Raw genomic sequence first — 23,104 nt, forward strand, 5'->3', positions numbered from 1 at the left:
GGACAATGACTGCCGACGTTCATCGACGGATTTCCCGACGCAAGAGATAGGTATCCATGATCCAGCCATGTCGCGCCCGTGCGGCGGCGCGGGTTTCCACGATCCTCGGCCCGGCCTGGTCGAGGGGGCCGAAATCCAGCACCTGCTCCGCCATGCCGAGGAATGCGCCCCACCAGATCGTCAAGCCCTCTGCGCACAGCGTGCGGAAGCTGCATTCGCCGTCGAGCATGATTGCCACGCTTTCCGCGTTATCGGGCCAGCCGTGGTCCCTGAGGCGCCGCCCCGTCGTGACCGTGACCGCGCCGTTCACCATATTGAAGGGGATCGCGTGCGCGGCAGTGAGCGCCTGCAGGGCGCTGATGCCCGGAACGACGCGGATGCGCGGTGCGGGCGTCAAACGCTCGGCGATCCGAAGCGTGCTGTCGTAGAGCCCCGGGTCACCCCAGACGAGCAGTGCGACCGGTCCCTCGACATCGTTGCGCGCGATCGTGTCCGACCAACGGTGGGCGATCTCCTCATGCCAACGATACACGCGATCCAAGTAGGGAAGGGTTTCGTCCCGGACGGGCATGTCGAACTCCACGACTGGAGCGCTCGCTCCCGCGCTCTCGAGGATCGCGTGGCGGAGGTCGGCCAGATCGTCCTTTCCGGAGCCCTTGCGTGGCACGAGCACGAGGGCCGCTTCGCGAAGGGCACGGCGCCCCTCCAGTGTCAGGTGGTCCGGGTTGCCGGTGCCGATGCCGACGAGCCACAGTTCACGCATGCCCGGCCTCGTTCGCAAGCGCGCCGTAGAGGATGAGCGCAGGCAGATCGCTTCGCGTCTGCGAGAGATGCTGCGCGAGGGTGGCGACGTCCGACCGGGTCAGGGACTGCCCAGCGGTCGACACCCCCTCGGCCAGGAGGGCCGGCGTGGTGCCCGGCAGGCCGTGCACCATTAGCCGTTCGGCGAGTTTCGGGAAGGTCCGCTTGCCCATGTAGACGACGGTGCAGGCAGCGGGGTCGGCGAGCGCGGAGAGATTCATTTCCTCGGGCAACTCCCCCGTGACGTCGTGGCCGGTGACGAACTGCAAGCGCCGCGCGGTCAGGCGCCGGGTCAGCGGCAGGCCTGCCGCCGCCGCGGCCGCACAGGCCGAGGGCACGCCCGGCACGATCTCGTGACCGATGCCCTCGACGCGCAGCGCGGTCAGCTCTTCCTCGAGCCGGCCGAAGATACCGCAATCCCCCGACTTGAGCCGCACGATCCGCCCGCCGCCGCGGGCGTATTCCACGAGCAGGCGCGAGACGTGATCCTGCCGGGGCGAGGGGCGTCCTGCCCGTTTTCCGACACCGACGAGGTCCGCGCCCGGACGGGCATGGCTCAGTATCGGCCCCGACGAGAGGTCGTCGAAGAGGATCGCGTCGGCGCGCTTCAGCCTGTCCACGGCCTTGAGCGTCAACAGTTCCGGATCGCCCGGTCCGCTTCCGACGAAGCTCACGAAGCCTGCCATGCGCCCTCCGCCGAGATGAGGTGAAAGAACGTGCCGGTCGCATGCCCGCGCCGCGAGCCGGTTTCGGGGACCGCCTCGCCATCGGCGTTGGTCACGCGCGCGAGCGGTGCGTCAGGCTGCTCGATGATCGTGGAGTAGTGAAACTCATGTCCGCGCAGTGCTGTCCCGGCCTCGACGCCCGGCATCTCCGTCTCCAGCACGGCGCGCCGGTAGCCGAGGTGAAACTTTCGCTTTTCGTAGGATGTGACGAGGCCGAGGAGCCCCGCCATGGCGTGGCGGGTTCCGTCCTTGTCGATCAGGGCCTCGCCGAGCGCCATGTAGCCGCCGCACTCACCGTGAACCGGGCGGGTTCGGGCGTGGCGGCGCAGACCGTCGAGAAACGCTCCCGCCGCGGCGATGCGTCCCGCATGAAGCTCGGGATAGCCTCCGGGCAGCCAGACGAGGTCCGCGTCCGCATCGGGCGGCTCGTCGGCCAGTGGCGAGAACGGCACGATATTGGCGCCTGCGCTGCGCCACGCCTCGAGAATGTGTGGGTAGGTGAAAGAGAATGCGGCGTCCCGCGCGAGCGCGATCCGCTGCGCGGGCGGCAAGGGCAGGGCGCCCGCGGCGGGAGCCGGACCGCCGCGCGCCGCGCCTCGCAGGGCCGCGAGATCGACATGCTCTCGCAGGAAGGAGGCGTAGCCGGTGATGGCTGCCTCGAGATCGGGATGTTCGATCGCCTGGATCAGGCCGAGATGCCGCTCGGGCAGCGTCAGATCACCCCGGCGTGGCAAAGCCCCGAGAACCGGAAGCCCTGCCTTCTCCATTCCGAGGCGGGTCAGGCGCTCGTGTCGGGGACTGGCCACGCGATTGAGGATGACGCCCGCAAACGGAAGGTCCGGCCGATAGGAGGCAAAGCCGAGTGCCGTCGCCGCCGCCGACTGCGCCTGCCCTCCGACATCGAGAACCAGCACCACCGGCCAGCCCATGCGGGCGGCGGTCTCCGCGCTCGATCCGAAACCCGCAAGCCCCTTGGTCGCGACGCCGTCGTAGAGGCCCATCGATCCTTCGCCGATACAGATGTCGGCGCCGTTGGCGTGCGCAGCCACAGCGTCAAGGAGCGTGCCGTCCATTGCCCAGGTGTCGAGGTTGAACGAGGAGCGCCCCGAGGCGGCGAAATGGAACGCAGGGTCAATATAGTCGGGACCCGACTTGAATGGCTGAACGATGGCGCCGTCCTCGGAGAGCGCACGCAGCAGCCCGAGCATGACTGTTGTCTTGCCGGTCCCGGAGGATGGCGCAGACACCAGAAGGCCGGGAGGCCAAGCCGTCATGGCGCACCTCCCTGCGTGCTGGTGTCGTCCTTCCACCCGGCCCAGTTGCTCTGCGCGGATTGTGGACGGTAGCGGCGGTCGTAGTAGGTCGCGTATAGGCGGCTTTCGGCGAAGTCTGGTGTCCCGAGAGCGCGTCCGACAAGAATGAGCGCGGTCCGGCTAATTTCCGGCGCGACCGCATCGGGCAGCTCGGACAACGGCGCGCGGATCACCTGCTCATCCGGCCAACTCGCGCGGTAGACCACCGCCGACGGACAGTCTGCGCCATAATGGGGCATGAGCGTATCGACGACCGCGGCGAGGTTTTGCACCGAAAGGTGGAGGACAAGGGTTGCGCCGGTCGCGGCAAACGCGGCGAGGCTCTCGCCCTTGGGCATGGATGAGGCACGCCCGGGCGTGCGGGTCAGGACAACCGATTGCGCGACCTCGGGCAACGTGAGCTCTGCGCCCAAAGTTGCAGCGGCGGCTGCGAATGACGGCACGCCAGGCGTGACGGTGTAGGGGATGCCGCGTGCCTCGAGTCGCCGGATCTGCTCGCCCATCGCCGACCAGACGGACAGATCTCCAGAATGGAGCCGGGCCACGTCCTCTCCGCGGGCATCTGCGGCCTCGATCTCGGCCATGATGGCATCGAGGTCCATCGGCGCAGTGTTCACGACGCGCGCCCCCTCGGGACAGTGCCTGAGCACCGCCCTGGGTACGAGCGATCCGGCATAAAGGCAGACGGGAGAGGCGGCGATGAGGTCGCGGCCGCGTAGTGTCAGAAGATCCGGCGCTCCGGGCCCTGCGCCGATGAAGTGTACGGTCATGTCGTGTCCTTCCTTGCCAGAGCGCAGGTCGCGCACCGGTCGCCTGAAATGCTGCGAGAGGCGATTAGGCGCGCGCCGGGTCCGAGCGAAGCGAGGGCTGCCGCTTCCGCTACGCTGCCCGTGTTCCGTGCTTCGCTCGATCTGCGTGACCGCGTGAGGGTGGCTTGGGTCTCCAGATCGGCGGAAGGAATGGGCCGCACCCCGACCCCGAGTTCGGCGGCGAGTGCGACGAGCGCCGGGTGGTCCGCCTTGTCCTCGGCCGTGGCGAGCCAGGCGGGCGCGGGGCTCGCGCATGCCCGACGGAGCGCATCGGCGAGGCTCTCGCGGGTCGCGCTTTCCCGGAAGCCGAAACCTGCCGCGATCATAGCGCGCCTCGATATTGAACCACGGGATAGGATGCGCGCCACGCGCGGCGCGAACCAAGGGGTGCGGCTTCAGCGAGCTCGATGCGCATCAAGTCACCGCCGCGTTCTTCCTGCCATTGCGTCAGGAGCGCCTCGGATTCGAGGGTCACGGCATTGGCGACAAGGCGTGTTCCGCGAGAAAGACGGGCGGCAAGATCTTCAAGCAGGGCGCGGTTCAATCCGCCGCCGACAAAGACGGCGTCGGGCGGCGGGAGACCCTCAAGCGCTTTGGGCGCCGTGCCCCGGACGACAGTGAGCCGGTCGGCCCCGAGCGCCGCCGCGTTGCTTCCGATGCGCGCTGCGCGGTCGGCCCGTGCCTCGATCGAGATCGCCTCGGTCGCGGGATGCGCGAGCAGCCACTCGATGGCTATCGATCCAGAACCGCCGCCGATATCCCAGAGCCGCTCCCCAGCCCGTGGAGCCAGGGCGGAGAGCGTCATGGCTCGTACCGGTCGCTTCGTAATCTGCCCGTCGCTCTCGAAGGCATCGTCGTCGCGTCCCGGCACGCAGGGCAGGCCGGGACCGCCCGCGATCTCGAGCGCCATACAAAGAGGGTGGCTGAAACTGCCCTCCGGCGCATCTGCCCGAAAGGCCGAATGCCGCTCGCGCGGGCCTCCAAGCGCCTCGAGCACGGTCACCTGCGTCTCACCGAAGCCCATCCTGGTCAGATAGCGCGACAGGTCCGAGACAGCTTCGCCGTCGCGCAGGAGCAGAAGGAGCCTTGCGCGCGGCGCAAGGTGCGGACGCAGCCGGGTCAGCGGCGCAGCGTGCAGCCCGAGGCAGGCGACGCGCTCGATCGCCCATCCCATGCGCGCGGCTGCGAGGGCGAAGGTCGACACACCCGGAAAGGCGCGCCATTCCGAGGGGCTCAATCTTTCCGCAATGACGCGCCCCGCGCCGAACCAGAACGGATCGCCCGAGGCGAGGGCGACGGCCCGCCTTCCGCGGTAGCTTTCGAGCAGGATGAGACCCTCGGAGAAGGGCACGGGCCATGAGACTTTCTCCGCAGAGAGATCGGGCAGCAGCGAGAGGTGGCGCGGCGGACCGATCACCAATTCGGCCGCGTCAAGCGCTGCGCGGCTTGCGGGCGGCAGCCCGTTCAGTCCATCCTCGCCCAGACCGACGATCGTGAGCCACGGACCTTCAGACATGCGTGCGAACCTCCTGATCCTTGCGGGAACGAGCGAGGCAACGGCCTTTGCCCGCGCCGCTGCCGACGCGGGGCTTGCGGGAACCGTCTCCTTTGCCGGGCGGGTGGCCCGCCCCTTGCGCCAGCCCCTGCCGCAGCGGTCCGGCGGGTTCGGCGGTGTCTCCGGCCTGCGGTCCTACCTGCGGGCCCACCGCGTGACGCATGTGGTCGATGCGACGCACCCGTTTGCGGCACAGATGAGCCGGAACGCGGTTGCCGCCTGCGCGGCGGAGAGCGTGCCGCTCGTTGCCTTGACCCGACCGGAGTGGAGCGAAGCCCCCGGCGACCGCTGGATCCGGGTCTCCGACATGGCGGGCGCGGTCGCTGCGCTGGACCGCCCGCCGCTGTCCGTCATGCTCGCAATCGGACGCATGCACCTTGGCGCGTTTGCACGGCAGGTGCAGCATCGCTACCTTCTGCGGCTGGTCGACCCACCCGAGGCTCCTCCACCCTTTCCCCGATGCGAGGTCATCGTCGACCGTGGTCCGTTCGATACGACCGGCGATCTCGATCTGCTGCGATCTCGCGGCATCGAGTTGGTGGTTTCGAAGAATGCCGGCGGGTCGGGCGCCTATGCAAAGATCGCCGTGGCGCGCGCACTCGGACTTCCCGTGGTCATGATCGACCGGCCGGTGCAGCCCGACCGGCGGGAGGTGTACGACGTGGCTGCGGCGCTCGACTGGGTGGTTCATGCGGGGACCGACCTCGGTGTATAGACAAATGGCGCGCCCTTCCGGGGGATGAGGCGGGTGGCGCTTGATCCGACGAGGACGAGTGTGCGCATGTCCGCCATCCCGGGGTCGGCTTCTGCGAGAGGTCTGACGGTGATCTGCTCATCTGGCGTGCAAACCGCGCGGGCAAAGATCATGACCCGGTCGGGCGCACACGTCTCTCGCAGGACGTCGAGCGCCCGGACGAAGCCTTCGGGCCGAGAGGCGGAGCGCGGGTTGTAGAACGCCATCGCGAAATCGGCCTCGACTGCGAGCCGCAGGCGCTTTTCGATCAACGCCCAGGGCTTGAGGTTGTCGCTGAGATTGATCGCGCAGAAATCATGCCCGAGCGGTGCTCCGACACGCGCCGCCGCCGCGAGCATCGCGGTGATCCCCGGCAGCACACGCACATCAAGTTCGCGCCACGCGCGCTCTCCGTGCTCCACAGCCTCGAAGACCGCGGAAGCCATCGCGAAAACACCGGGGTCCCCTGAACTGACTACCACCACGCGGGCACCGCCGGCCGCGAGGGTCAGGGCGTGACGTGCGCGGTCGATTTCCACGCGGTTGTCGCTTTCGTGACGGGTCAGGCCCGCCCGTGGCGCAACGCGCCTCACATAGGGGATGTAGCCGATGATGTCGGTCGCGGCGTCGAGCGCAGCGCGCACCTCCGGTGTCACGAGTGCGTCGGAGCCCGGTCCGAGTCCCGCGATGACGACGGAGCCAGTCATGGCCGCCGTCCTTCGCCATGCACGATGACGATGGAGAAGTAGGGCGCTGGCCCATCCTCGGCCTCGGCCAGGGGCGTCACGGTCTGGCCTTCCATGCTGGCATATTGCACCAGCACCGCCTGGTCCGCGCGGCCCGCATGGCACAGCGCGGCGCGGATCTTGGGCAGATTTCGACCGACCTTCATGACGACGAGCGCATCGGCGTTCTGCATGGCGCGCACCAGATCGGTTTCGGGCAGAGTGCCCATTACGACGCTCAGCACGTCGTCGCCCCATGTCATCGGGCGACCCGTGGCCGTCCATGCCGCCGACATACCTGTAATCGCAGGCACGACCTCGACCGGAACCTGTCCGACAAGCCGGTCGTGCAGATGCATGAAGGAGCCGTAGAAGAACGGGTCTCCTTCGCATAGCACCACGACATCCTCGCAATCCTCGGCGAGGGCGCGCAGACGCCTGGTCTGCTCGCAGTAGAACTGCGAGAGACAAGCGTTGTAGGCGGGATCCGCCAGGGGAATCTCGGTCGTGACGGGATATTCCATCGCGATCTCGCGCGCGCCCTCGGCTATCATGCCGGCGACAATTGCACGCGCACGCCCCGGCCGTCCGGCCTTGCGGAAGAACGCCACATTGCGCGCGGTGCGCACCAGGCGGTCAGCCCGCACGCTCATCAGATCAGGATCGCCCGGGCCGATACCGACGCCGTGTATGGTGCCCGTCTTCCTCATTCTACGCGGCACGCTATTGCGTTGATTGCGGCGACGGTGATCGCGCTGCCGCCGAGGCGACCCGTCACGATGAGCGCGGGGGCGGGCTGCGCATTCCAGAGCGCATCCTTCGATTCCGCGGCACCGACGAAGCCGACAGGACATCCGATGATCGCGGCCGGACGCGGGCATTCGGGATCCTCGAGCATCTCGAGGAGGTGGAAGAGAGCGGTCGGCGCATTGCCGATCGCGACAACCGCGCCGTCCAGACGCGGGCGCCAGAGCTCGAGCGCGGCGGCGGACCGGGTGGTCTTCATTCGCGCCGCCATCTCGGCCACCGACGGATCATGTAGCGTGCAAACGACCTCGTTTCCCGCGGGAAGGCGGGGGCGGGTGATCCCCTCGCTTACCATGCGCGCGTCACAGAGGATCGGGGCGCCGGCGTTCAGCGCGTTGCGGGCTCGGCCAACCATGCCGGGCGTGATCCGGATGTCGCGCTCCAGACCGACGAGACCCGCGGCGTGTATCATTCGCACGGCGACGGGTTCGGCGTCTGCGTCGAATGCGCCGAGGTCGGCCTCCGCGCGTATTGTGGCGAAGCTTTCGGCGTAGATCGCAGCTCCGTCTGTTTGGTAAGTGTAAGGCATGTCAGGGTCCGAAGAGCTGTTCGAGATCGGCATGTGAAAGGCCGCGGCGTTCCGGCACATCCCGGGCCGTGCCCTCCCGGACGAGATCGAAGCGACCGGCACGGCCCACGAGGGTGAGATCGGCTTTCCCGGGCCAGGCGCATCCTTTCGCGCAGCCCGAGACATGCGCGCGGATCCGGCCGGGCAGGCGGGTGGCCAGGCGGCGCGCGATCTGCCGTGTGGCGATCTCGCCTTGTTCGCAGCCCGGCGCCCCGACACAGGCCGCGATGCGCAGCAGCGGATCGCCTGGTGCAGTTATGAGGTCGGATCCGCTCAGTACGTCGTGCGCCGGCGGCTCCGTCAGGAACAGGAGGCCAAAGGGCGTAACGCGCAGGGCGCCGCCGGGTGCAAGCGCATCCGCGATGCGGGTCAACTGTGCTGCGGTGAACTGGCCGAACGCCGCGCCGACCGCAAGGCCTCCGGCGCGGGGACCGGGCTCGGGGCGTGGCGCCTCGGGCGCGGGCATTTCCGTGCCGATCAGGTCCGCGGGCAGCTTCGCCCCCGATGCGAGGTGCTGCGCCATCCGACCGCGGCCATCGGCGCCGACCCCGCCCGAGGCCAGAAACCATCGCGCCAGAGCGAGCGCGACGCCTACCGCATCCTCGGGATCTTCGACGGGGCGTCCCGCGGGAGCGCCGTCCGCACGCACCAGAAGGCCTCTTGCGTTGCTCTCGACGCGAATATCCCCGCTGACCTTGGCGAGCACACGTGGCCGGCATCCGGTATCAAGGACAAAACCGAACTTGTTCGGCAAGTCCACATATTCGGCACCCCGCAGAGCGTCGGCCAGTGCTTGCGAGATCCGGATCTGGGGATCGTCCTCTGCCCGAAACGGATCGAGGATGATGTTGCGCCGCGCCTCGCTGCCGTCGTCGGGATCAAGCAGGCCGAGAGCGTCAAGCCCCTCCAGCACCGAGGGAAGCCGTCCCTCGGCCACCCCGCGAATCTGCAGGTTTGCCCGGCTGGTGGCGTCGACCGTGCCGTTGCCGAACTGCGTCGCGAGTTCTGCCAGCCCCCGCAGTTCGAAATCCGAGAGCGTGCCCAACCACGGGCGCACACGGACAAGAAGGCCGTCTCCCGACACCATCGGGCGGTGCGCACCTGGACACCAGCCCTTCACCACGGGATCGCTCATTCTGCGGCTCCGAGGTTCGCGAGGATCGAGTTGCGCCGGGTCTGCCAGAGCCCCGCCTCGTGCAAGGCATCGAAGCGGTCTCGAATTGCCTGCAGGGCGCCGGGATTGGCTTCACCCAGAAACTCCGTGACGTCCGGGTCACCCAACGTCGCGTCGTAATAGAGATCGAAAAGGTGGGACGGGACGACATTCGCAAGGTGCGCGAAGGCCGCCATGTTTTCGAGCGTAGCCGCGATCTCCGCCGCGCCTCGGAAGCCGTGCCGCCGCATCCCGTCGATCCAGGCCGGGTTTGCGGCGCGGGCCTGCACGACGCGCGTGATTTCTTCCCTCAGGGCGCGTGCCCGGGGACGGGCGGGATCGGTGTTGTCGAGATGCCAGAGCCGCGCCGATCCCCCTGTGATCCCCTGCGCGGCGGCGAAGCCCGCCTCGTGAGCCGCGTAATCCTCGGCCAGGAGGAGGTCCGTCTCGGGCAGATCCTGCGCATGGATGAAACCATCCGCCGCCAAAACCCGCGCCTCGATCCCCGCACGGTCTGCCGAGGCATGCTCGCCGTCGAAGGCCCAGGCCGATGCGGCGAGCCAGGCCTCGCCGGCCGCGCGCCGACCTTCGTCCGAATAGGCGCCCAGCGACGCTCCCATGCGGAGCCCGAAGCTGCCGGGGGCCGGGCCAAAGACGCGGGCCGTCGGCTTTCCGACATAGGGGTTCCAGTCCGGCGCCTCGTCCCGTGCGGCGAGCGCCCGCACGGCCTGCTGGAACAGCGCCGAGAGGGTCGGAAAGACGTCGCGGAAGAGCCCCGAAATCCGCAACGTGACGTCGATCCGCGGGCGGTCGATTTCCGCGATGGGCAGAACCTCGATCCCCGTGACCCGCTCCGTTCCGGCATTCCAGACGGGTCGCACACCTAGCAGAGCCAGCGCCATCGCAAACTCCTCTCCCGCGGTGCGCATCGTGGCCGAGCCCCAGAGATCCACGATCAGCCCGCGCGGCCAGTCCCCCTCGTCCTGCAGGTGGCGCCGGATCAGCTCGTCCGCGAGCCTCTCTCCCTGGGCGAAGGCGGCGCGCGTCGGCACGCTGCGTGGATCTGTCGTGTAGAGATTGCGCCCTGTCGGCAGGACATCAATCCGCCCGCGATAGGGCGAACCCGACGGCCCGGCGGCGATGCGCTGCCCATTCAAGGCCTCGAGCAGGGCCTGTCGTTCTGACTGCGCCGCACCTGCGGCATCGAAGGGCGCCTGGGTCGCCGGGGCACGGCCCCAGACGTGCAAACCGTCACCGAACTGTGTTTCCTTGACGTCGCAGACGAAGCGGTCGATCCGGGTGATCGCCTCGGCGGGGCAGGACGCCGCGTCTATTCCGAGATCTCCCTCGACCCCGAGCGCCTGTGCCTCTGCGCGGATGTCGTCCGTCAGCCGGACGCGCCGCTTCGGATCGAGGCCGTCGGCGTTCGAAAACTCGTCGAGCAGGGCTTCGAGGCGGACAAGTCGATCCGGCGTCGTCGCCGTGCGCAGCGGCGGCGGCACGTGCCCGAGCGTGACTGCGCCGATCCGGCGTTTGGCCTGCGCGGCTTCCCCGGGGTCGTTTGCGATGAACGGGTAGACGACGGGAAGATCTCCGGTCAGCGCAGCGGGCCAGCATGTGCGCGACAGGGCTACGGATTTGCCCGGCAACCATTCGAGCGTGCCATGCGCGCCGACATGGACCATGACGTCGGACCGATCCTGAAGCCAGAGATAGAATGCGACGTAGGCATGCCGGGGCGTGCGCGAAAGGTCGTGGTACTCGTCGCCGCGATTGTCCGATGTGCCGCGTTCGGGTTGCAGTGCCACAAGAGCGCGCCCTTGTCTCAACGCCCTGAACCGGACGCCTTCGGGGCTGATATCGGGATCGTCTTCGGGTGCCCCCCAAGCTGTGGCCAGATCGTTTCGAAGCGTCTGCGGCAACCGGGCGAGTGCGCTCTTGTAGGCGTCGAGCGGCCATGCGATCCGCTCGGTGACAAGCGCCCGATCGAGGGGGGCACCTTTCGGGACGTCATAGCCTTCGCCCCGAAGGTCCTGGAGGATCGCCTCGGCCGAGGCCAGCGCGTCAAGCCCCACGGCATGGGCGAGGTTCCACTCGCGGCCCGGATAGGTGGAGAGGACGAGGGCGACGCGTCGTTCCCCGGCAGGTATCGCGGCAAGGCGGGACCACGCCGCCACGCGATCCGCAATTGCGTTCACGCGGTCATCGCATGCCGTGTGCCTGAACCGCGAGAACTGGAGTGCATCATCGCGGGCGTTCGGTTCCTTGAAAGATGCGACACCGGCGAAGAGCCGCCCGTCCACCTCGGGCAATACCACATGCATGGCAAGGTCGGCGGGTGAGAGACCACGCTCCGCTTCGGCCCAGGCACTCTGCGTAGAGGTCGCGAGTGCGATCTGGAACACCGGCACGCCCCCCGCATCAAGCGGCGAGGGGCCGCCGTCCCTTCCGCCCGAGAATGCCGTCGCGTTCAAGATGACGGCAGGCCCGAGCGCCGCAATTTGGGACGCAAGCCATGCACCGGCCTTCAGCGCCTTGAGCGAGGGGACGAAGAGGCCAAGCACCCGGAAGCCCCGTGACCGCAGCGCCCTGACGAGGGCCTCGACCGGCTCCAGATCCGCGGAGACGAGATAGGATCGGTAGAAGACGATGATCGCCAGCGGCTTCGTTATGGCGGAACCCCTTTCAGGGGGAGAGAAGGGGGCGGACCCTGGACCTTCAGCCTCCGGTACGTGCCCGAGGATCGGGCAGGCGACGCCGTGTTCCGGGGTCCACGCCCCGACAGGCGGCAAGGCCTTGATCCCCGGCACCGGCCCTGCGTAGAGCCCCGCAGCGAGCGCAATCTGTGCGAGTGCCGCCTGCGCTGCGACTTCCCCGCCCGTGTCACACAGATCCGCCAGCCGCCGAAGGGTCGAAGTTGGCACGGTCGAAACCGCGTCGAGCCGCTCGTCGGGTCGGCCGTCTGCGGGCAGGACGGCAAGCGCGATGCCTCGGGTGCGGGCGAGCGCCTCCAGCTGCTGGAGACCGTAGGCCCAATAGGACGTTCCCCCGATCAGTCGGATCAGAATGCCGCGCGCGCCTTGCAGCGTCTTCTCCACGTAGGTGTCGACCGACAGCGGGTGCTTGAGTGCAGCGAGGTTCGCTAGGCGCAGCGAGGGGATTCGTCCGTCGCGTCCGCCGCCGCGCTCCCATCCCGCCGCGAAGGCCCCGAGATCGCTGTCCGAGAACGACAGCACGACCAGATCGCCCGGCGTCTGCCCCAGATCCGTTGGCGTCTCGCATTCTTCGAGTCCGTGGCTTTCGCGGAAGATGACGTGCATGGCTGGTCTACTCGGCTGCCTCGCGGGTGTCGGTCAGTGCCTCCCGGATGGCCACCTCGTCCACGTCGTCATGCTCGGCGATGACCACGAGCCGACCCTGCCGCGCCTCATCGGGTCGCCACGGACGATCGTATTGATACCGCACGCGCGCGCCGACCGCTTGAAGCAGCAGCCGCATGGGCTTGCCCGCCACGGCCGCGTACCCCTTGACGCGCAGAATGTTCCTCGACCGTGCCAGCGCCTCGATACGGGCCACGAGATCGGACGGCCCCCTCACTTCGGGAATGTCGATCACGACGCTCTCGAAGTCGTCGTGATCGTGATCGTGAGGTTCGTCGTGATGCGAAGGCCGCGCATCCATGTCATCTTCCGCCGCGGCCTCGAGGCCGAGAATGACGCGCGGATCGACCACGCCCTCGGCCACCTCGACCACGGGCAGGTTGCGCCGCGCCTCGGCGGCAAGGACCTCGCGCGCCTTTGCGACACCTTCGGGGCCGGCAAGATCGGGCTTGGTCAGCAGAACGATGTCCGCGCAAGAGATCTGATCCTCGAAGACCTCGGACAGCGGCGTTTCGTGGTCGATGCTCTCGTCGGCCAACCGCTGCGCGTCCACGCGGGCGACGTCGGGGGCAAAGCGACCGGCCGCAACGGCTTCGGCATCCGCGAGTGCGATAACCCCGTCCACGGTGATCTTCGAGCGGATGTCGGGCCAGTCGAAGGCTTTGAGGAGCGGTTTGGGCAATGCGAGCCCGCTCGTTTCGATCAGGATGTGCTCGGGGCGCGGATCGAGCTTCAGGAGCGCCTCGATCGTGGGGATGAAGTCGTCTGCCACCGTGCAGCATATGCAGCCGTTGGCGAGCTCCAGCACGTTTTCGGCCGGACATTCGGGGACGGCGCAGCCCTTCAGGATCTCGCCGTCGACGCCGACATCGCCGAACTCGTTGACCACGATGGCCAGCCGCTTGCCGCCGGGGGTCTTCATCAGGTGCGAGATCAGGGTGGTCTTGCCCGACCCGAGAAAGCCGGTGACGACGGTGACGGGAAGTTTCTCGAGATCAGCCATTTGCGGCCTCCTTGGCGGGGGTCAGGGGCGGAACACGCGCGATGCAGTTGCGCTTGAAGTGTTCGGGGCGCTGGCGCCAGGGGATGAGCCCGTCCGTCGTGCCGCGATAGAGTTCGGCGCCGCCGACCAGGGTCTCGACGTCGGCATCCTCGTGCAGACGGCCGTAGATGTAGGTCCATCGGCCCGGCCCTCGTAGCGCGACGGTGCAGCCGTCATCGCAATTCTGAAGGCATTCGACCGGGGTGACGGTCACGCCCTCGGGCAGCTCTCGGGTTGTGAGGTTGTCGTAGAGCCGCGCGCCAGGGCGTCGGTCATCCTCGGGCGCTTCCACGCCGCGGCGGCACTTGATGCACACCAACAGCTCGGCCTGCTGCACCTCGTCGGTTTCGGTCACGTCTGTCCCACTCCTTCGGCGGGACGCGGGTCAGATGACGGGCGGTGTCACGTGTCGTCGCGCAAAGCATCGGGCGCGGACCACAGGGCCTCCCGACACCGGAGCACCCCGTCCGGTTTCGTCGTCTCACGCTGGCAGGTCTCCCGGCTTGCGGATCTCGGATCGCGAGGTGGCGATCCTGCGGTGGCCCGGCCTTCCCAGCCCGATGCGGGGCCAGTGGCCATTGGGCGACCTTTCCGGTTACGGTCGCGGGGGCGGCTGCGTCTGCCCCGGATGACCCGGGGTACGCATTCCCATTTTCACCCGACTACACGGGCACCAACTTTTGCTGACATGCGCGCGACACGCACATCTTGTCAAGTGCGAGGAGTCCAGAGCCCGTGGATGAAAAAACAGCCCTTCACAACGAGAAGATGAAACGGAACAGATACGCCTGATGGCGGAAAGGTCTTCCGCACCTCTCCAAGCATCACCCGATTACCGAGGCAGCCATTGTCGGCGTTTCGATGGCGGGCGCGGAAGAGTAATTTTCGACCTCAGCAGAGACGCTCGACTCAGTTTATCGTCGCAGACGCCCGGCGCATCTGCAGCGCGCAGTCGATCTGCTCGACATTGCACCCAGGCGGAAGAGGAATTCCACTTGATTGCGCATTTCATGGCAAATTTCGTGGCATTCGCTCAATGCGTCTCGACGATGATCTTCCAAGTGCTTGAAAAAATTGGCGCACCCGACAGGATTCGAACCTGTGGCCTCTGCCTTCGGAGGGCAGCGCTCTATCCAGCTGAGCTACGGGTGCCTGAACGCTTCTATATGCGAGCTTTCTGGCGGCTGCAATCGGGTTTGACACCGGAATCGCACTTCGTTGGTCTAGCGCGACCGACGTTCGGGAATAAGGCCCTTGGGCGCGAAACGGAGAACCACGAGAAGAATGACTCCCATGAGGAATGGTCGCAGGTGGGCCGCGCCTTCCAGCAGATGATTGCGCAGGAAGCTGGCGGGGTCCATCGGTGATGTGAGGGTGTCCATCAACCAGCGGCCTGCCGGTTCGGCCACGACCCAGACATACCAGATCAGTGCGCCGCCCAGAACCGCACCCCAGTTGTTGCCGGACCCGCCGACCACGACCATCACCCAGATCACGAAGGTATAGCGCAGCGGGTTGTAGGAGGTGGGCGTGAACTGCCCGTCGAGTGTCGTGAGCATGGCCCCTGCGATGCCGACCACGGCGGAGCCGAGCACGAAGACCTGCAGGTGGCGGCGCGCCACATTCTTGCCCATGGCTTCGGCGGCGTCGCGGTTGTCCCGGATCGCGCGCATCATGCGGCCCCACGGCGAATGAAGCGCCCGCTGGCTCAGCCAGAGAATGATCGCGACCACGATCAGGAACAGACCCGCGTATCCGAGGCGCACGGTGATGGTCGAGGCGGTGATGGGATCGGTGCCGAACCGCTCCGCCAATCCGATCAGCCAGTCCGACGCCTGCAGGTCGCGTTCGTAGGGAACCGGTCGGGGCAGGCCGGTGACGTTCTTCACACCGCGGGTCAGCCAGTCCTCGTTCTTGATGACCGAGAGGATGATTTCGGAAATGCCCAGGGTTGCGACGGCGAGATAATCCGACCGCAGGCCAAGCGCGACCTTGCCGATGACATAGGCTGCGGAAGCGGCGAAGAGGCCGCCTACCGGCCAGCCGATCAGGATCGGAAGGCCCAGGCCGCCGAGGTAGCCTTCGGCCGCCGCATTGACCGACTCGATGGCTTCGGAAGCGGGATCGAGGAAGACCCGCATCACGAAGTAGCCGGCGAAGATGATCATCAGCGTTGCCGGTCCGCGCAGGGCAGTGAGCCGGCTGCGCACGAAGAGGGCGAGGGCCAGCGTCAGCATCAGGGAGAGGGCAGCAAGGCCGAGATTGATGCCCCCGGCGGACCATGCGGCAGGAACGGGGGGCATGGAGGTGAGGACGGCGGCCACGCCGCCTAGCGCGGCAAACCCCATGATGCCGAAGTTGAAGAGCCCCGCGTACCCCCACATGATATTCACGCCCAGCGACATCACGGCGGAGATGAGGCAGAGGTTGAGAATGGTCACCATGACCACCCAGCTTTGCAGCAGGCCCACCATGATGAGGAGCCCGGCCATACCGGCGTAGAGGATCGGGACGCGGTAGTTGTCGAAGGCCTGTCTCATAGCACACGCCCCTTGAAGATGCCGGTCGGTCGGATCAGCAGGACCACGACGAGGATGATGAACGAGACCGCGAACTTGTAGTCCGTGCCAAGGAGCTGGACGAGACCGTCAGGCAGCATCTCGGGCGGGAGGACATACCGCAGGACGCCCTTGTAGGCATAAGTCACCATGACTTCCGAGAAGGCGACGATGAACCCGCCGGCAACGGCGCCCAGCGGGTGGCCGACACCGCCCACGATCGCCGAGGCGAAGATCGGCAACAGGAGCTGGAAGTAGACGAAGGGCCGGAAGGATTTGTCGAGGCCATAGAGCACGCCTGCGATGGTCGCGAGGCAGGCCGCGAGGATCCAGGTGATGCGCACGACTTTCTCCGGGTCGATGCCCGAGAGCAGAGCGAGATCCTCGTTGTCGGAATAGGCGCGCATTGCCTTTCCCGTGCGGGTCTTCTGCAGGAACCAGAACACGAAAGCCACGACCACGATCATCACCACGATGGTGATGGCCTGACTGGTCTTGAGCGCCAGGCCCTGATCAAGCCCGGTCCAGTCGCGGAAATCCCGGACGCTGATCAGGAAGCGTTCGCCATCGTCGAAGCGTTGGTCGCTCGTGCCGATGAAGAGCCGGGTCAGGGCATTGTAGACGAACATGACGCCGATCGAGGCCATGACGAAAATGACCGGTGCACTTCGCTGTCGGCGATAGAACCGGTAGACGACCCGATCCGTTCCGAGCGCCAGCAGCACCGCGACGGCGAGGCCCACGGGCAATGCGAGGAGAGCCGTCGGGAGGGGGCCAAGCGAGATGCCCATGGCCTGCAGACCCCAGGTGGCGAGGATCGTGGCCATGGTTCCGAATGCCATCATGTCGCCATGGGCAAAATTCGAGAAGCGCAGCACGGCGTAGATCAGCGTGACGCCGAGCGCCCCGAGCGCGAGTTGCGATCCGTAGGACAGGGCCGGGATCAGGACGAAATTGGACAGGACGATGACGCCATTCAGGATATCGGTCATGAACTCTAGCCCCCCAGAAAGGTCTGCCGGACTTCTGGGTCGGCCATGAGGGCCTCGCCGGTGTCGGTGAAGCGGTTGCGACCCTGCACCAGCACATACCCGCGATCCGCGATGTTGAGCGCCTGGCGGGCATTCTGCTCGACCATCAGGATGGCGAGCCCGGTGGAGGCAATCTCCAGGATCTTGTCAAATAGCTCATCCATCACGATCGGGGAAACCCCGGCGGTGGGTTCGTCCAACATGAGAACCTTCGGCCGGGTCATGAGCGCCCGCCCCACCGCGACCTGCTGGCGTTGTCCGCCGGAAAGTTCGCCCGCGGGCTGGCGCCGCTTTTCCTTCAGGATCGGGAAGAGCGAGAAGACCTGTTCCATCGTTTCGGAGAAGTCGTCGTCGCGGATGAAGGCTCCCATTTCGAGGTTTTCCTCGACGCTCATGCTGGTGAAGACATTGCCGGTCTGCGGAACGAAGCCCATTCCCGCCGAGACGCGGTCCTGCGGGGTCAGGGCGGTGATGTCGCGGCCGTCGAGGATCACCGAACCGCTGCGCAGCTTCAGCATGCCGAAAACGGCTTTCATCGCGGTGGATTTGCCCGCACCGTTCGGGCCGACGATGACGGCGATCTCGCCCTGGTTCACGCCGATCGTGCACTCGTGCAGGATGTCGGCGCCTCCGTAGCCGCCGGTCATGCCGGTGCCTTCCAGATACGCTCGGGCTTCTCTAGCTGTCATTTGTTCATCCGCAACCACTTGAGCGCGCCTGGTTCCATGCCCTTGAACTTGGGCGGGGCGGAGAGCGGGCTCACGCAAAGTGCGGTATCGGCCGGGAGCTGGCGTTTGACCGCATGGTACAACTTGGAAAGGGTCCGCGCGGAGCGGACGAGAAAGAGGCCCTCGGCCATGGGGTGGACGGGGTCTCCCAGGCTGACCTGTGTCCCCCGGCCGCCGTGCCACACGAGGAACAGGGCGTCTTGCGGCGCGGTCTCTTCCTTCCGGCTCATGCGGGGGCGCCCGACTTTTTCTTGTTCTTCAGGCCGCGCCCCAGGTAGGCCTCGATCACAGCCTCGTCCGCCATGACCTCGTCAGGGCGTCCCTGTTTCAGGAGCTTGCCCTCGGCCATGACGATGACCGGGTCGCAGAGCCGGGCGATGAAGTCCATGTCGTGCTCAATGAGGCAGAAGGTGTAGCCGCGCTCGGTGTTGAGGCGCTGGATCGCTGTGCCGATCGTCTTGAGCAGGGTGCGGTTCACGCCTGCGCCGACCTCGTCGAGAAAGACGATCTTCGCGTCCACCATCATGGTCCGGCCAAGCTCGAGGAGCTTCTTCTGACCGCCCGACAGATTGCCCGCAAGCTCGTCCGCCACATGAGAGATCTCCAGGAAGTCTATGACTTCATCGGCTTTCTCGCGGACTTCCGCCTCCCGCGCATTGACGCGACCGGGATGGAACCAAGCGTCCCAGAGGGTTTCGCCGGGCTGGTCGGGCGGAACCATCATCAGGTTCTCGCGAACCGTGAGCGTAGAGAATTCATGCGCGATCTGAAAGGTGCGCAGAAGCCCGCGGTGGAACAACTCGTGCGGTGGGAGGCCGGTGATGTCCTCGCCATCGAGCCAGACCTTGCCGGAGGTTGGCGTGTAATGGCCGGCGATCACGTTGAACAGCGTGGTCTTGCCCGCCCCGTTCGGCCCGATCAGGCCGGTAATCGAGCCCTTGGCGACTTCGATGGAGGTGCCGTCCACGGCGCGGATGCCGCCGAAATGCAGGTGGAGATTGTCGACGCGGATCACGCGGGGCGGCTCCGTGGGTTGCGGCCGGGCCCATGCGGGATGCGGGCCAGGCCTGGAGTTGAAACGGGATCAGCGATAGCTGATCGTCGATGGGGCGTTGTCGATGATCTCGTAGACACGGTAGGAGCCTGCGGCCTCACCCGGTCCGATCAGTTCGACGCCGGAAGCGCCCACGTAGTCGATGTCCTCGCCGGCCGCTGCCATTTCCAGGCCCTTGGCAAGTTCGCCGGGCAGGATCGGCTCGCCGGGTGCATTCGCGACGGCCATCAGGTTGTCGCGGATGCCGGTGCGGTCGGGGCCGCCGGCGGCTGCCATGGCGAGCGAAATGAGCGCTGCTGCGTCGTAGCTCTCGGGTGCGTAGGTGCCGGTCGGATCGACGCCGGCTTCCCCTGCGATGGCGGCGAATGCGTCTGCACCCGGACCTTCCGTACCTGGCAGGGTGCCGATGACCTTGCCGTTAATGTCGTCGCCCACCGCGTCGATCAGGCTCTGGCCATACATGCCGTCGCCGAAGAAGAACATGTCGAAGGCGCCGAGGTCCATTGCGGACTGGACGATGCCCACGCCGCCCTGATCGACGTAACCGAAGACCATGAGCGCATCCGCGCCGGTGGCCTGGAGTGCCGCAACCTCGGCGGAATAATCGCCCTTGCCGTCTTCATGGCTCTCGCTCAGCGCCACCGAGCCACCGAGCCCCTCGAAGGCTTCCACGAAGGCATCGGCCAGACCCTTGCCGTAGTCGTTGTTGGTGTAGGTCACGGCGACATTGCCGATATCCTGATCGGCCACGACCTGGGCCATGACTTCGCCCTGACGGGCGTCCGACGGCGCGGTGCGGAAGAAGAAGTCGTTGTCGTCGATCGTCGAGAGCGCGGGCGAGGTCGCGGAAGGCGAGACCATCACGACGCCGTTTGGCACGGCCACGTTGTTGGCGATCGCCGTGGTCACGCCGGAGCAATCCGCGCCCATGATGGCCACGACATTGTCGGAGGTGACCAGGGTTTCGGCCGCGGTGGTCGCGGCGGCTGCGTCGATGCAGGTGGAATCGCCGCGCACCACGTTCAACGTCGCGCCGCCCGGCAGCGCGCCGCTTTCGGAGGCTTCGGTAAACGCCATTTCGGCACCGGCCGCCATGCCGGGCGTGATGGATTCGAGCGGACCCGAAAAGCCGAGAATGATCCCTACATTCACGGAATCCTGGGCCAGAGCGGCGCCGCCCAATACAGTGCTAGCTGCCGTCGCGAGCAGAATGTGCTTCATGTGAAGTCTCCAGGTTGAACGCATTGATTTCCCGTTCCTTCGGGGCTCCGGCGATCGGAGCAGATTCGTTGGGGAGGAGATTACCGTCTTGTCGAAGCATCGCAAGTGCAGCCTAATTCGTGCCATCCAGCACCCGCGACAGCCGGCAAAAGCCTTCGAGCGAAACCTGCTCCGCCCGCCACGTGGGTTCGATCCCGGCGGACGTGAGCTGCGCCTCCACATCGGGGCCGAGGGATTTCAAGCTGGAACGCAGCATCTTTCGGCGCTGGTTGAAGGCGAGCGCCGTGAGGCGCGACAGGGTTTCGGGGTTCGCGGGAAAGCGCGGGCTTTCGAGCCGGTCAAGGTGAACAACCGCGCTGGTGACCTTGGGTGGCGGAGTGAAGGCGCGCGGCGGGATCTCGAACGCGATGCGGGGTTCAGCCCGCCATTGCGCAAGGATTGCCAGGCGACCGTAGGCCTTGCTGCCGGGTTTTGCGACGATCCGCTCGGCGACCTCCTTTTGGAACATCAGCGTGAGGCTCGACCAGAAGGGGGGCCACTCCGTCGGGCTGAGCCACCGCACCAGAAGCTCGGTACCAACATTGTAGGGCAGGTTGGCGACGATCCGGACGGGCGGCGTGAGGTGGGGCCGCGGGTCCAGCGCCAGGGCATCTCCTTCTAGCACGGTGAGGCGCTCGCCACTTGCCTCCGCAATCTCGCCCAAGGCGGGCAAGCAGCGGCTGTCGCGTTCTATGGCGACCACCTTGCGAGCGCCCTCCCTCAGCAGTCCGCGCGTGAGACCGCCGGGGCCGGGGCCAATCTCGAGCACGTCACAGGCGGTGAGGTCCCCGGCACGGCGCGCGATCTTGGACGTGAGATTGAGATCGAGAAGGAAATTCTGCCCAAGCGCCTTTCGCGCGCTGAGCCCATGGGCCGCGATCACCTCGCGCAGCGGGGGCAGCTCCTCGAGGCTGGCTGTCATTTCCGCGATTCACGTCTCGCGCCGAGATCGGCGGCCATGCGCAGGGCGGCGATGAGGCTCCTGGGGCTTGCTGTCCCGGTGCTCGCGATATCGTAGGCGGTGCCGTGGTCGGGCGATGTCCGGACGAAGTCGAGGCCGAGTGTCACGTTCACGCCGCCATCGAAATCGAGCGTCTTGATCGGGATCAGCGCCTGGTCGTGATACATGCAGACCGCCACGTCATAGCTGCGCCGGGCGACCGGGTGGAACATGGTATCCGCCGACATCGGACCGTGGACGCCGATGCCATCCTGTTCGAGCCGCTCGAAGGCCGGTGCAATGACGGCACGCTCTTCGTGGCCCATTTCGCCGCCTTCCCCTGCATGGGGATTGAGGCCTGCGATCGCAATCCGCGGATCCTCGATGCCGAAATCCTCGATCAGGGCCCGGTGCGTGACGCGGACCGTGGCCTCGATCAGATCCGTGGTCAGTTTGCGTGGAACATCGTGCAGCGGGATGTGGATCGTGACCGGAACCACGCGAAGCTCGGGGCAGGCGAGCATCATCACAGGGCGCCTGGCACCGCAAAGATGGGCGAGAAACTCGGTATGGCCCGGAAAATCGAACTTCGTGCCGGTTCGCAGGACCTTCTTGTTGATCGGGTTCGTGCAAAGCGCGCTGGCTTCGCCGCGCCGTACGATGTCCACGCCCCGGCGAATGATCTCGACGATGGCGAGCGAATTGGCCGGATCCGGCCGGCCAGCCGGCGCGGGTGCGGGCAGGGGATGCTTCAGGACCGGCAAGCCCTCACGCATGGCCGCTACGGCTTCGTGGGGCGCATCAATCGGAGTAATGGGCACACCCTTGCCCTGCGCCATGTGCGCAACGTGGGTGAGGTCGCCGATAAGGAAAAACGAGAGTTCCTCCCGAAGTTCCTTCCAGGCTTTCAGGGTGACTTCGCAGCCGATGCCGGCCGGATCGCCCATGGTGAGTGCGACAGGTTTCATTGTTCCCGGATCACCGCGTCGCGGCGAAGCTCCTGCAGGAATCCCTCACCGAAGGTGTTGACGCGTTCCGAGAACAATTCCAGCCGCATGGCTTCGCGCCTTTCGAACTCGGTTGTCTCGGGATCCTGTGGCGGACGCTCCTTCCGGATCGACAGGACCTTGATGATGGCGATGCCACCGGTGATCTGGATGGGCGGCGCAACCTGGCCGGGCGACAGGCCATTGACGGCATTGCGCAGCGGCCCCGGCATCCCTTCCAGCGGCATGGCCGGGATCCGGCCCCCGTCCGATGCGGTCTCGGCGCGGCTGAACTGAAGTGCGGCCGACGCGAAATCGCCCCCCAGCGACAATTCCCTGTAGAGATCATTCGCCAGTCGCTGGGTTTCGGTCTCCCCGCGCTCCGCGTAGGGAAGGGCAATCTCGCCCAGCTCGTAGACATCGATGCGCCGGTTCGCGGCCTCCACCAGAGCGGCATCGATTTCCGCATCGGACGGCATGGCCAGCTGGCGGAAGCGTGCTCCGAGGACCTCGCGCCAGATCAGGCCGGCCTCGACGAAATCGTCCATTGCCTGCCGGTCGATGTCGCGGGCATCGAGAATGCGCAACACGTCTTCCATGCCTGCGCCACGGGATGCCGCGAACTGTTCGAGGCCGGCAAGAACCGCATCCTCTGGCAGGTCGACTCCGATCCGTTCGCCCGACTGGACCTTGAGGCGGTCTTCCGTAAGCTGTTCCAGTGCGAGGCTTCTGAGATCGCCTTCGGCCCCGAGGGCCTCAAGCAGCCGGATGCGCTGATCGATATCGTAGTCGGTGATGACCTCGCCGTTGATCGTGCGCACAGGTGCATAGGGGTTCGCGGCGAAGCCGGAAAGCGGCACCGCCAGTGTCAGGCAAAGCGCGGTGGTTATCGTTCGAGCAATCCACATTCGGTCTTCAGAATCCCTTCGAATCTCG

The 23,104-nt window shown here is 66.7% G+C and carries 23 protein-coding genes, 1 tRNA gene and 1 riboswitch; of the genes, 1 reads left to right on the plus strand and 23 read right to left on the minus strand.

What is annotated here, in order from left to right:
- Positions 1-19 precede the first annotated feature (19 nt).
- The 6 genes from cobF to cbiE are packed head-to-tail and all read right to left on the minus strand — an operon-like array spanning position 20 to position 5,164.
- Entirely contained in the window at positions 20-763 is a 744-nt protein-coding gene (gene cobF, locus ACP15W_RS01485) for a precorrin-6A synthase (deacetylating) (protein ID WP_424931053.1), read from the minus strand.
- Positions 756-1,487: a uroporphyrinogen-III C-methyltransferase gene (cobA, locus tag ACP15W_RS01490; protein WP_424931054.1), complete on the minus strand. Its 732-nt coding sequence runs from the start codon at positions 1,485-1,487 to the stop codon at positions 756-758. Before cobA ends, cobF begins: the two co-directional genes overlap by 8 nt.
- Positions 1,472-2,800 carry a cobyrinate a,c-diamide synthase gene (locus ACP15W_RS01495; RefSeq protein ID WP_424931055.1) on the minus strand — a complete coding sequence of 443 codons (1,329 nt, stop codon included), beginning with the start codon at positions 2,798-2,800 and terminating at the stop codon, positions 1,472-1,474. The genes cobA and ACP15W_RS01495 overlap by 16 nt, the downstream gene beginning before the upstream one ends.
- Positions 2,797-3,609, minus strand: coding sequence for a precorrin-4 C(11)-methyltransferase (gene cobM, locus ACP15W_RS01500; protein WP_424931056.1), 813 nt, complete (start codon positions 3,607-3,609; stop codon positions 2,797-2,799). Before cobM ends, ACP15W_RS01495 begins: the two co-directional genes overlap by 4 nt.
- On the minus strand, positions 3,606-3,974 hold the full coding sequence (locus ACP15W_RS01505; protein WP_424931057.1) for a cobalamin biosynthesis protein: 369 nt from the start codon (positions 3,972-3,974) through the stop codon (positions 3,606-3,608). The genes cobM and ACP15W_RS01505 overlap by 4 nt, the downstream gene beginning before the upstream one ends.
- Entirely contained in the window at positions 3,971-5,164 is a 1,194-nt protein-coding gene (cbiE, locus tag ACP15W_RS01510) for a precorrin-6y C5,15-methyltransferase (decarboxylating) subunit CbiE (RefSeq protein WP_424931058.1), read from the minus strand. The genes ACP15W_RS01505 and cbiE overlap by 4 nt, the downstream gene beginning before the upstream one ends.
- On the opposite strand from cbiE, the gene ACP15W_RS01515 reads away from it, so the two are divergent.
- Positions 5,163-5,918 (plus strand): cobalt-precorrin-6A reductase, encoded by a 756-nt coding sequence (locus ACP15W_RS01515; RefSeq protein ID WP_424931059.1) that lies wholly within the window; start codon positions 5,163-5,165, stop codon positions 5,916-5,918. The two genes, cbiE and ACP15W_RS01515, sit on opposite strands and share 2 nt — an antisense overlap.
- On the opposite strand, the gene cobJ is transcribed toward ACP15W_RS01515, so the two are convergent.
- The 17 genes from cobJ to ACP15W_RS01600 form a co-directional block, all read right to left on the minus strand.
- Positions 5,891-6,643: a precorrin-3B C(17)-methyltransferase gene (gene cobJ / locus ACP15W_RS01520; RefSeq protein ID WP_424931060.1), complete on the minus strand. Its 753-nt coding sequence runs from the start codon at positions 6,641-6,643 to the stop codon at positions 5,891-5,893. The two genes, ACP15W_RS01515 and cobJ, sit on opposite strands and share 28 nt — an antisense overlap.
- Positions 6,640-7,371, minus strand: coding sequence for a precorrin-2 C(20)-methyltransferase (locus ACP15W_RS01525; RefSeq protein WP_424931061.1), 732 nt, complete (start codon positions 7,369-7,371; stop codon positions 6,640-6,642). The genes cobJ and ACP15W_RS01525 overlap by 4 nt, the downstream gene beginning before the upstream one ends.
- Positions 7,368-7,997: a precorrin-8X methylmutase gene (locus ACP15W_RS01530; protein WP_424931062.1), complete on the minus strand. Its 630-nt coding sequence runs from the start codon at positions 7,995-7,997 to the stop codon at positions 7,368-7,370. The genes ACP15W_RS01525 and ACP15W_RS01530 overlap by 4 nt, the downstream gene beginning before the upstream one ends.
- A gap of 1 nt (position 7,998) precedes the next feature.
- The gene (locus ACP15W_RS01535) at positions 7,999-9,171 is read right to left on the minus strand and encodes a hypothetical protein (protein WP_424931063.1); all 1,173 of its coding nucleotides are present in this window, start codon (positions 9,169-9,171) and stop codon (positions 7,999-8,001) included.
- Positions 9,168-12,509 carry a cobaltochelatase subunit CobN gene (gene cobN, locus ACP15W_RS01540; RefSeq protein WP_424931064.1) on the minus strand — a complete coding sequence of 1,114 codons (3,342 nt, stop codon included), beginning with the start codon at positions 12,507-12,509 and terminating at the stop codon, positions 9,168-9,170. The genes ACP15W_RS01535 and cobN overlap by 4 nt, the downstream gene beginning before the upstream one ends.
- Positions 12,510-12,516: 7 nt before the next feature.
- Positions 12,517-13,572: a cobalamin biosynthesis protein CobW gene (gene cobW / locus ACP15W_RS01545; RefSeq protein ID WP_424931065.1), complete on the minus strand. Its 1,056-nt coding sequence runs from the start codon at positions 13,570-13,572 to the stop codon at positions 12,517-12,519.
- Positions 13,565-13,966: a DUF1636 family protein gene (locus ACP15W_RS01550; protein WP_424931066.1), complete on the minus strand. Its 402-nt coding sequence runs from the start codon at positions 13,964-13,966 to the stop codon at positions 13,565-13,567. The genes cobW and ACP15W_RS01550 overlap by 8 nt, the downstream gene beginning before the upstream one ends.
- A gap of 116 nt (positions 13,967-14,082) precedes the next feature.
- Positions 14,083-14,304: riboswitch (cobalamin riboswitch) on the minus strand.
- Between the two features lie 382 nt (positions 14,305-14,686).
- Positions 14,687-14,763: transfer RNA gene (locus ACP15W_RS01555), tRNA-Arg, on the minus strand.
- 71 nt (positions 14,764-14,834) lie between these two features.
- Positions 14,835-16,151 carry a branched-chain amino acid ABC transporter permease gene (locus tag ACP15W_RS01560; RefSeq protein ID WP_424931067.1) on the minus strand — a complete coding sequence of 439 codons (1,317 nt, stop codon included), beginning with the start codon at positions 16,149-16,151 and terminating at the stop codon, positions 14,835-14,837.
- Positions 16,148-17,161, minus strand: coding sequence for a branched-chain amino acid ABC transporter permease (locus tag ACP15W_RS01565; RefSeq protein ID WP_424931068.1), 1,014 nt, complete (start codon positions 17,159-17,161; stop codon positions 16,148-16,150). Before ACP15W_RS01565 ends, ACP15W_RS01560 begins: the two co-directional genes overlap by 4 nt.
- A 5-nt stretch (positions 17,162-17,166) precedes the next feature.
- Positions 17,167-17,889 carry an ABC transporter ATP-binding protein gene (locus ACP15W_RS01570; protein ID WP_424931069.1) on the minus strand — a complete coding sequence of 241 codons (723 nt, stop codon included), beginning with the start codon at positions 17,887-17,889 and terminating at the stop codon, positions 17,167-17,169.
- Entirely contained in the window at positions 17,886-18,158 is a 273-nt protein-coding gene (locus tag ACP15W_RS01575; RefSeq protein WP_424931070.1) for a hypothetical protein, read from the minus strand. The genes ACP15W_RS01570 and ACP15W_RS01575 overlap by 4 nt, the downstream gene beginning before the upstream one ends.
- Positions 18,155-18,943: an ABC transporter ATP-binding protein gene (locus tag ACP15W_RS01580; RefSeq protein WP_424931071.1), complete on the minus strand. Its 789-nt coding sequence runs from the start codon at positions 18,941-18,943 to the stop codon at positions 18,155-18,157. The genes ACP15W_RS01575 and ACP15W_RS01580 overlap by 4 nt, the downstream gene beginning before the upstream one ends.
- Positions 18,944-19,012: 69 nt before the next feature.
- Complete coding sequence (locus tag ACP15W_RS01585; RefSeq protein ID WP_424931072.1) at positions 19,013-20,203, minus strand: ABC transporter substrate-binding protein; 1,191 nt, start codon at positions 20,201-20,203, stop codon at positions 19,013-19,015.
- A 112-nt stretch (positions 20,204-20,315) separates the two neighbouring features.
- The gene (gene rsmA / locus ACP15W_RS01590) at positions 20,316-21,164 is read right to left on the minus strand and encodes a 16S rRNA (adenine(1518)-N(6)/adenine(1519)-N(6))-dimethyltransferase RsmA (RefSeq protein ID WP_424931073.1); all 849 of its coding nucleotides are present in this window, start codon (positions 21,162-21,164) and stop codon (positions 20,316-20,318) included.
- Entirely contained in the window at positions 21,161-22,150 is a 990-nt protein-coding gene (pdxA, locus tag ACP15W_RS01595) for a 4-hydroxythreonine-4-phosphate dehydrogenase PdxA (protein ID WP_424931074.1), read from the minus strand. Before pdxA ends, rsmA begins: the two co-directional genes overlap by 4 nt.
- A complete protein-coding gene (locus ACP15W_RS01600; RefSeq protein ID WP_424931075.1) occupies positions 22,147-23,076 on the minus strand; it encodes a peptidylprolyl isomerase in 930 nt (309 codons plus the stop codon). The genes pdxA and ACP15W_RS01600 overlap by 4 nt, the downstream gene beginning before the upstream one ends.
- Positions 23,077-23,104: the final 28 nt, after the last annotated feature.

Origin of the sequence: Amaricoccus macauensis, assembly GCF_049800915.1 — a bacterium.
Taxonomy (GTDB): domain Bacteria; phylum Pseudomonadota; class Alphaproteobacteria; order Rhodobacterales; family Rhodobacteraceae; genus Amaricoccus; species Amaricoccus macauensis_A.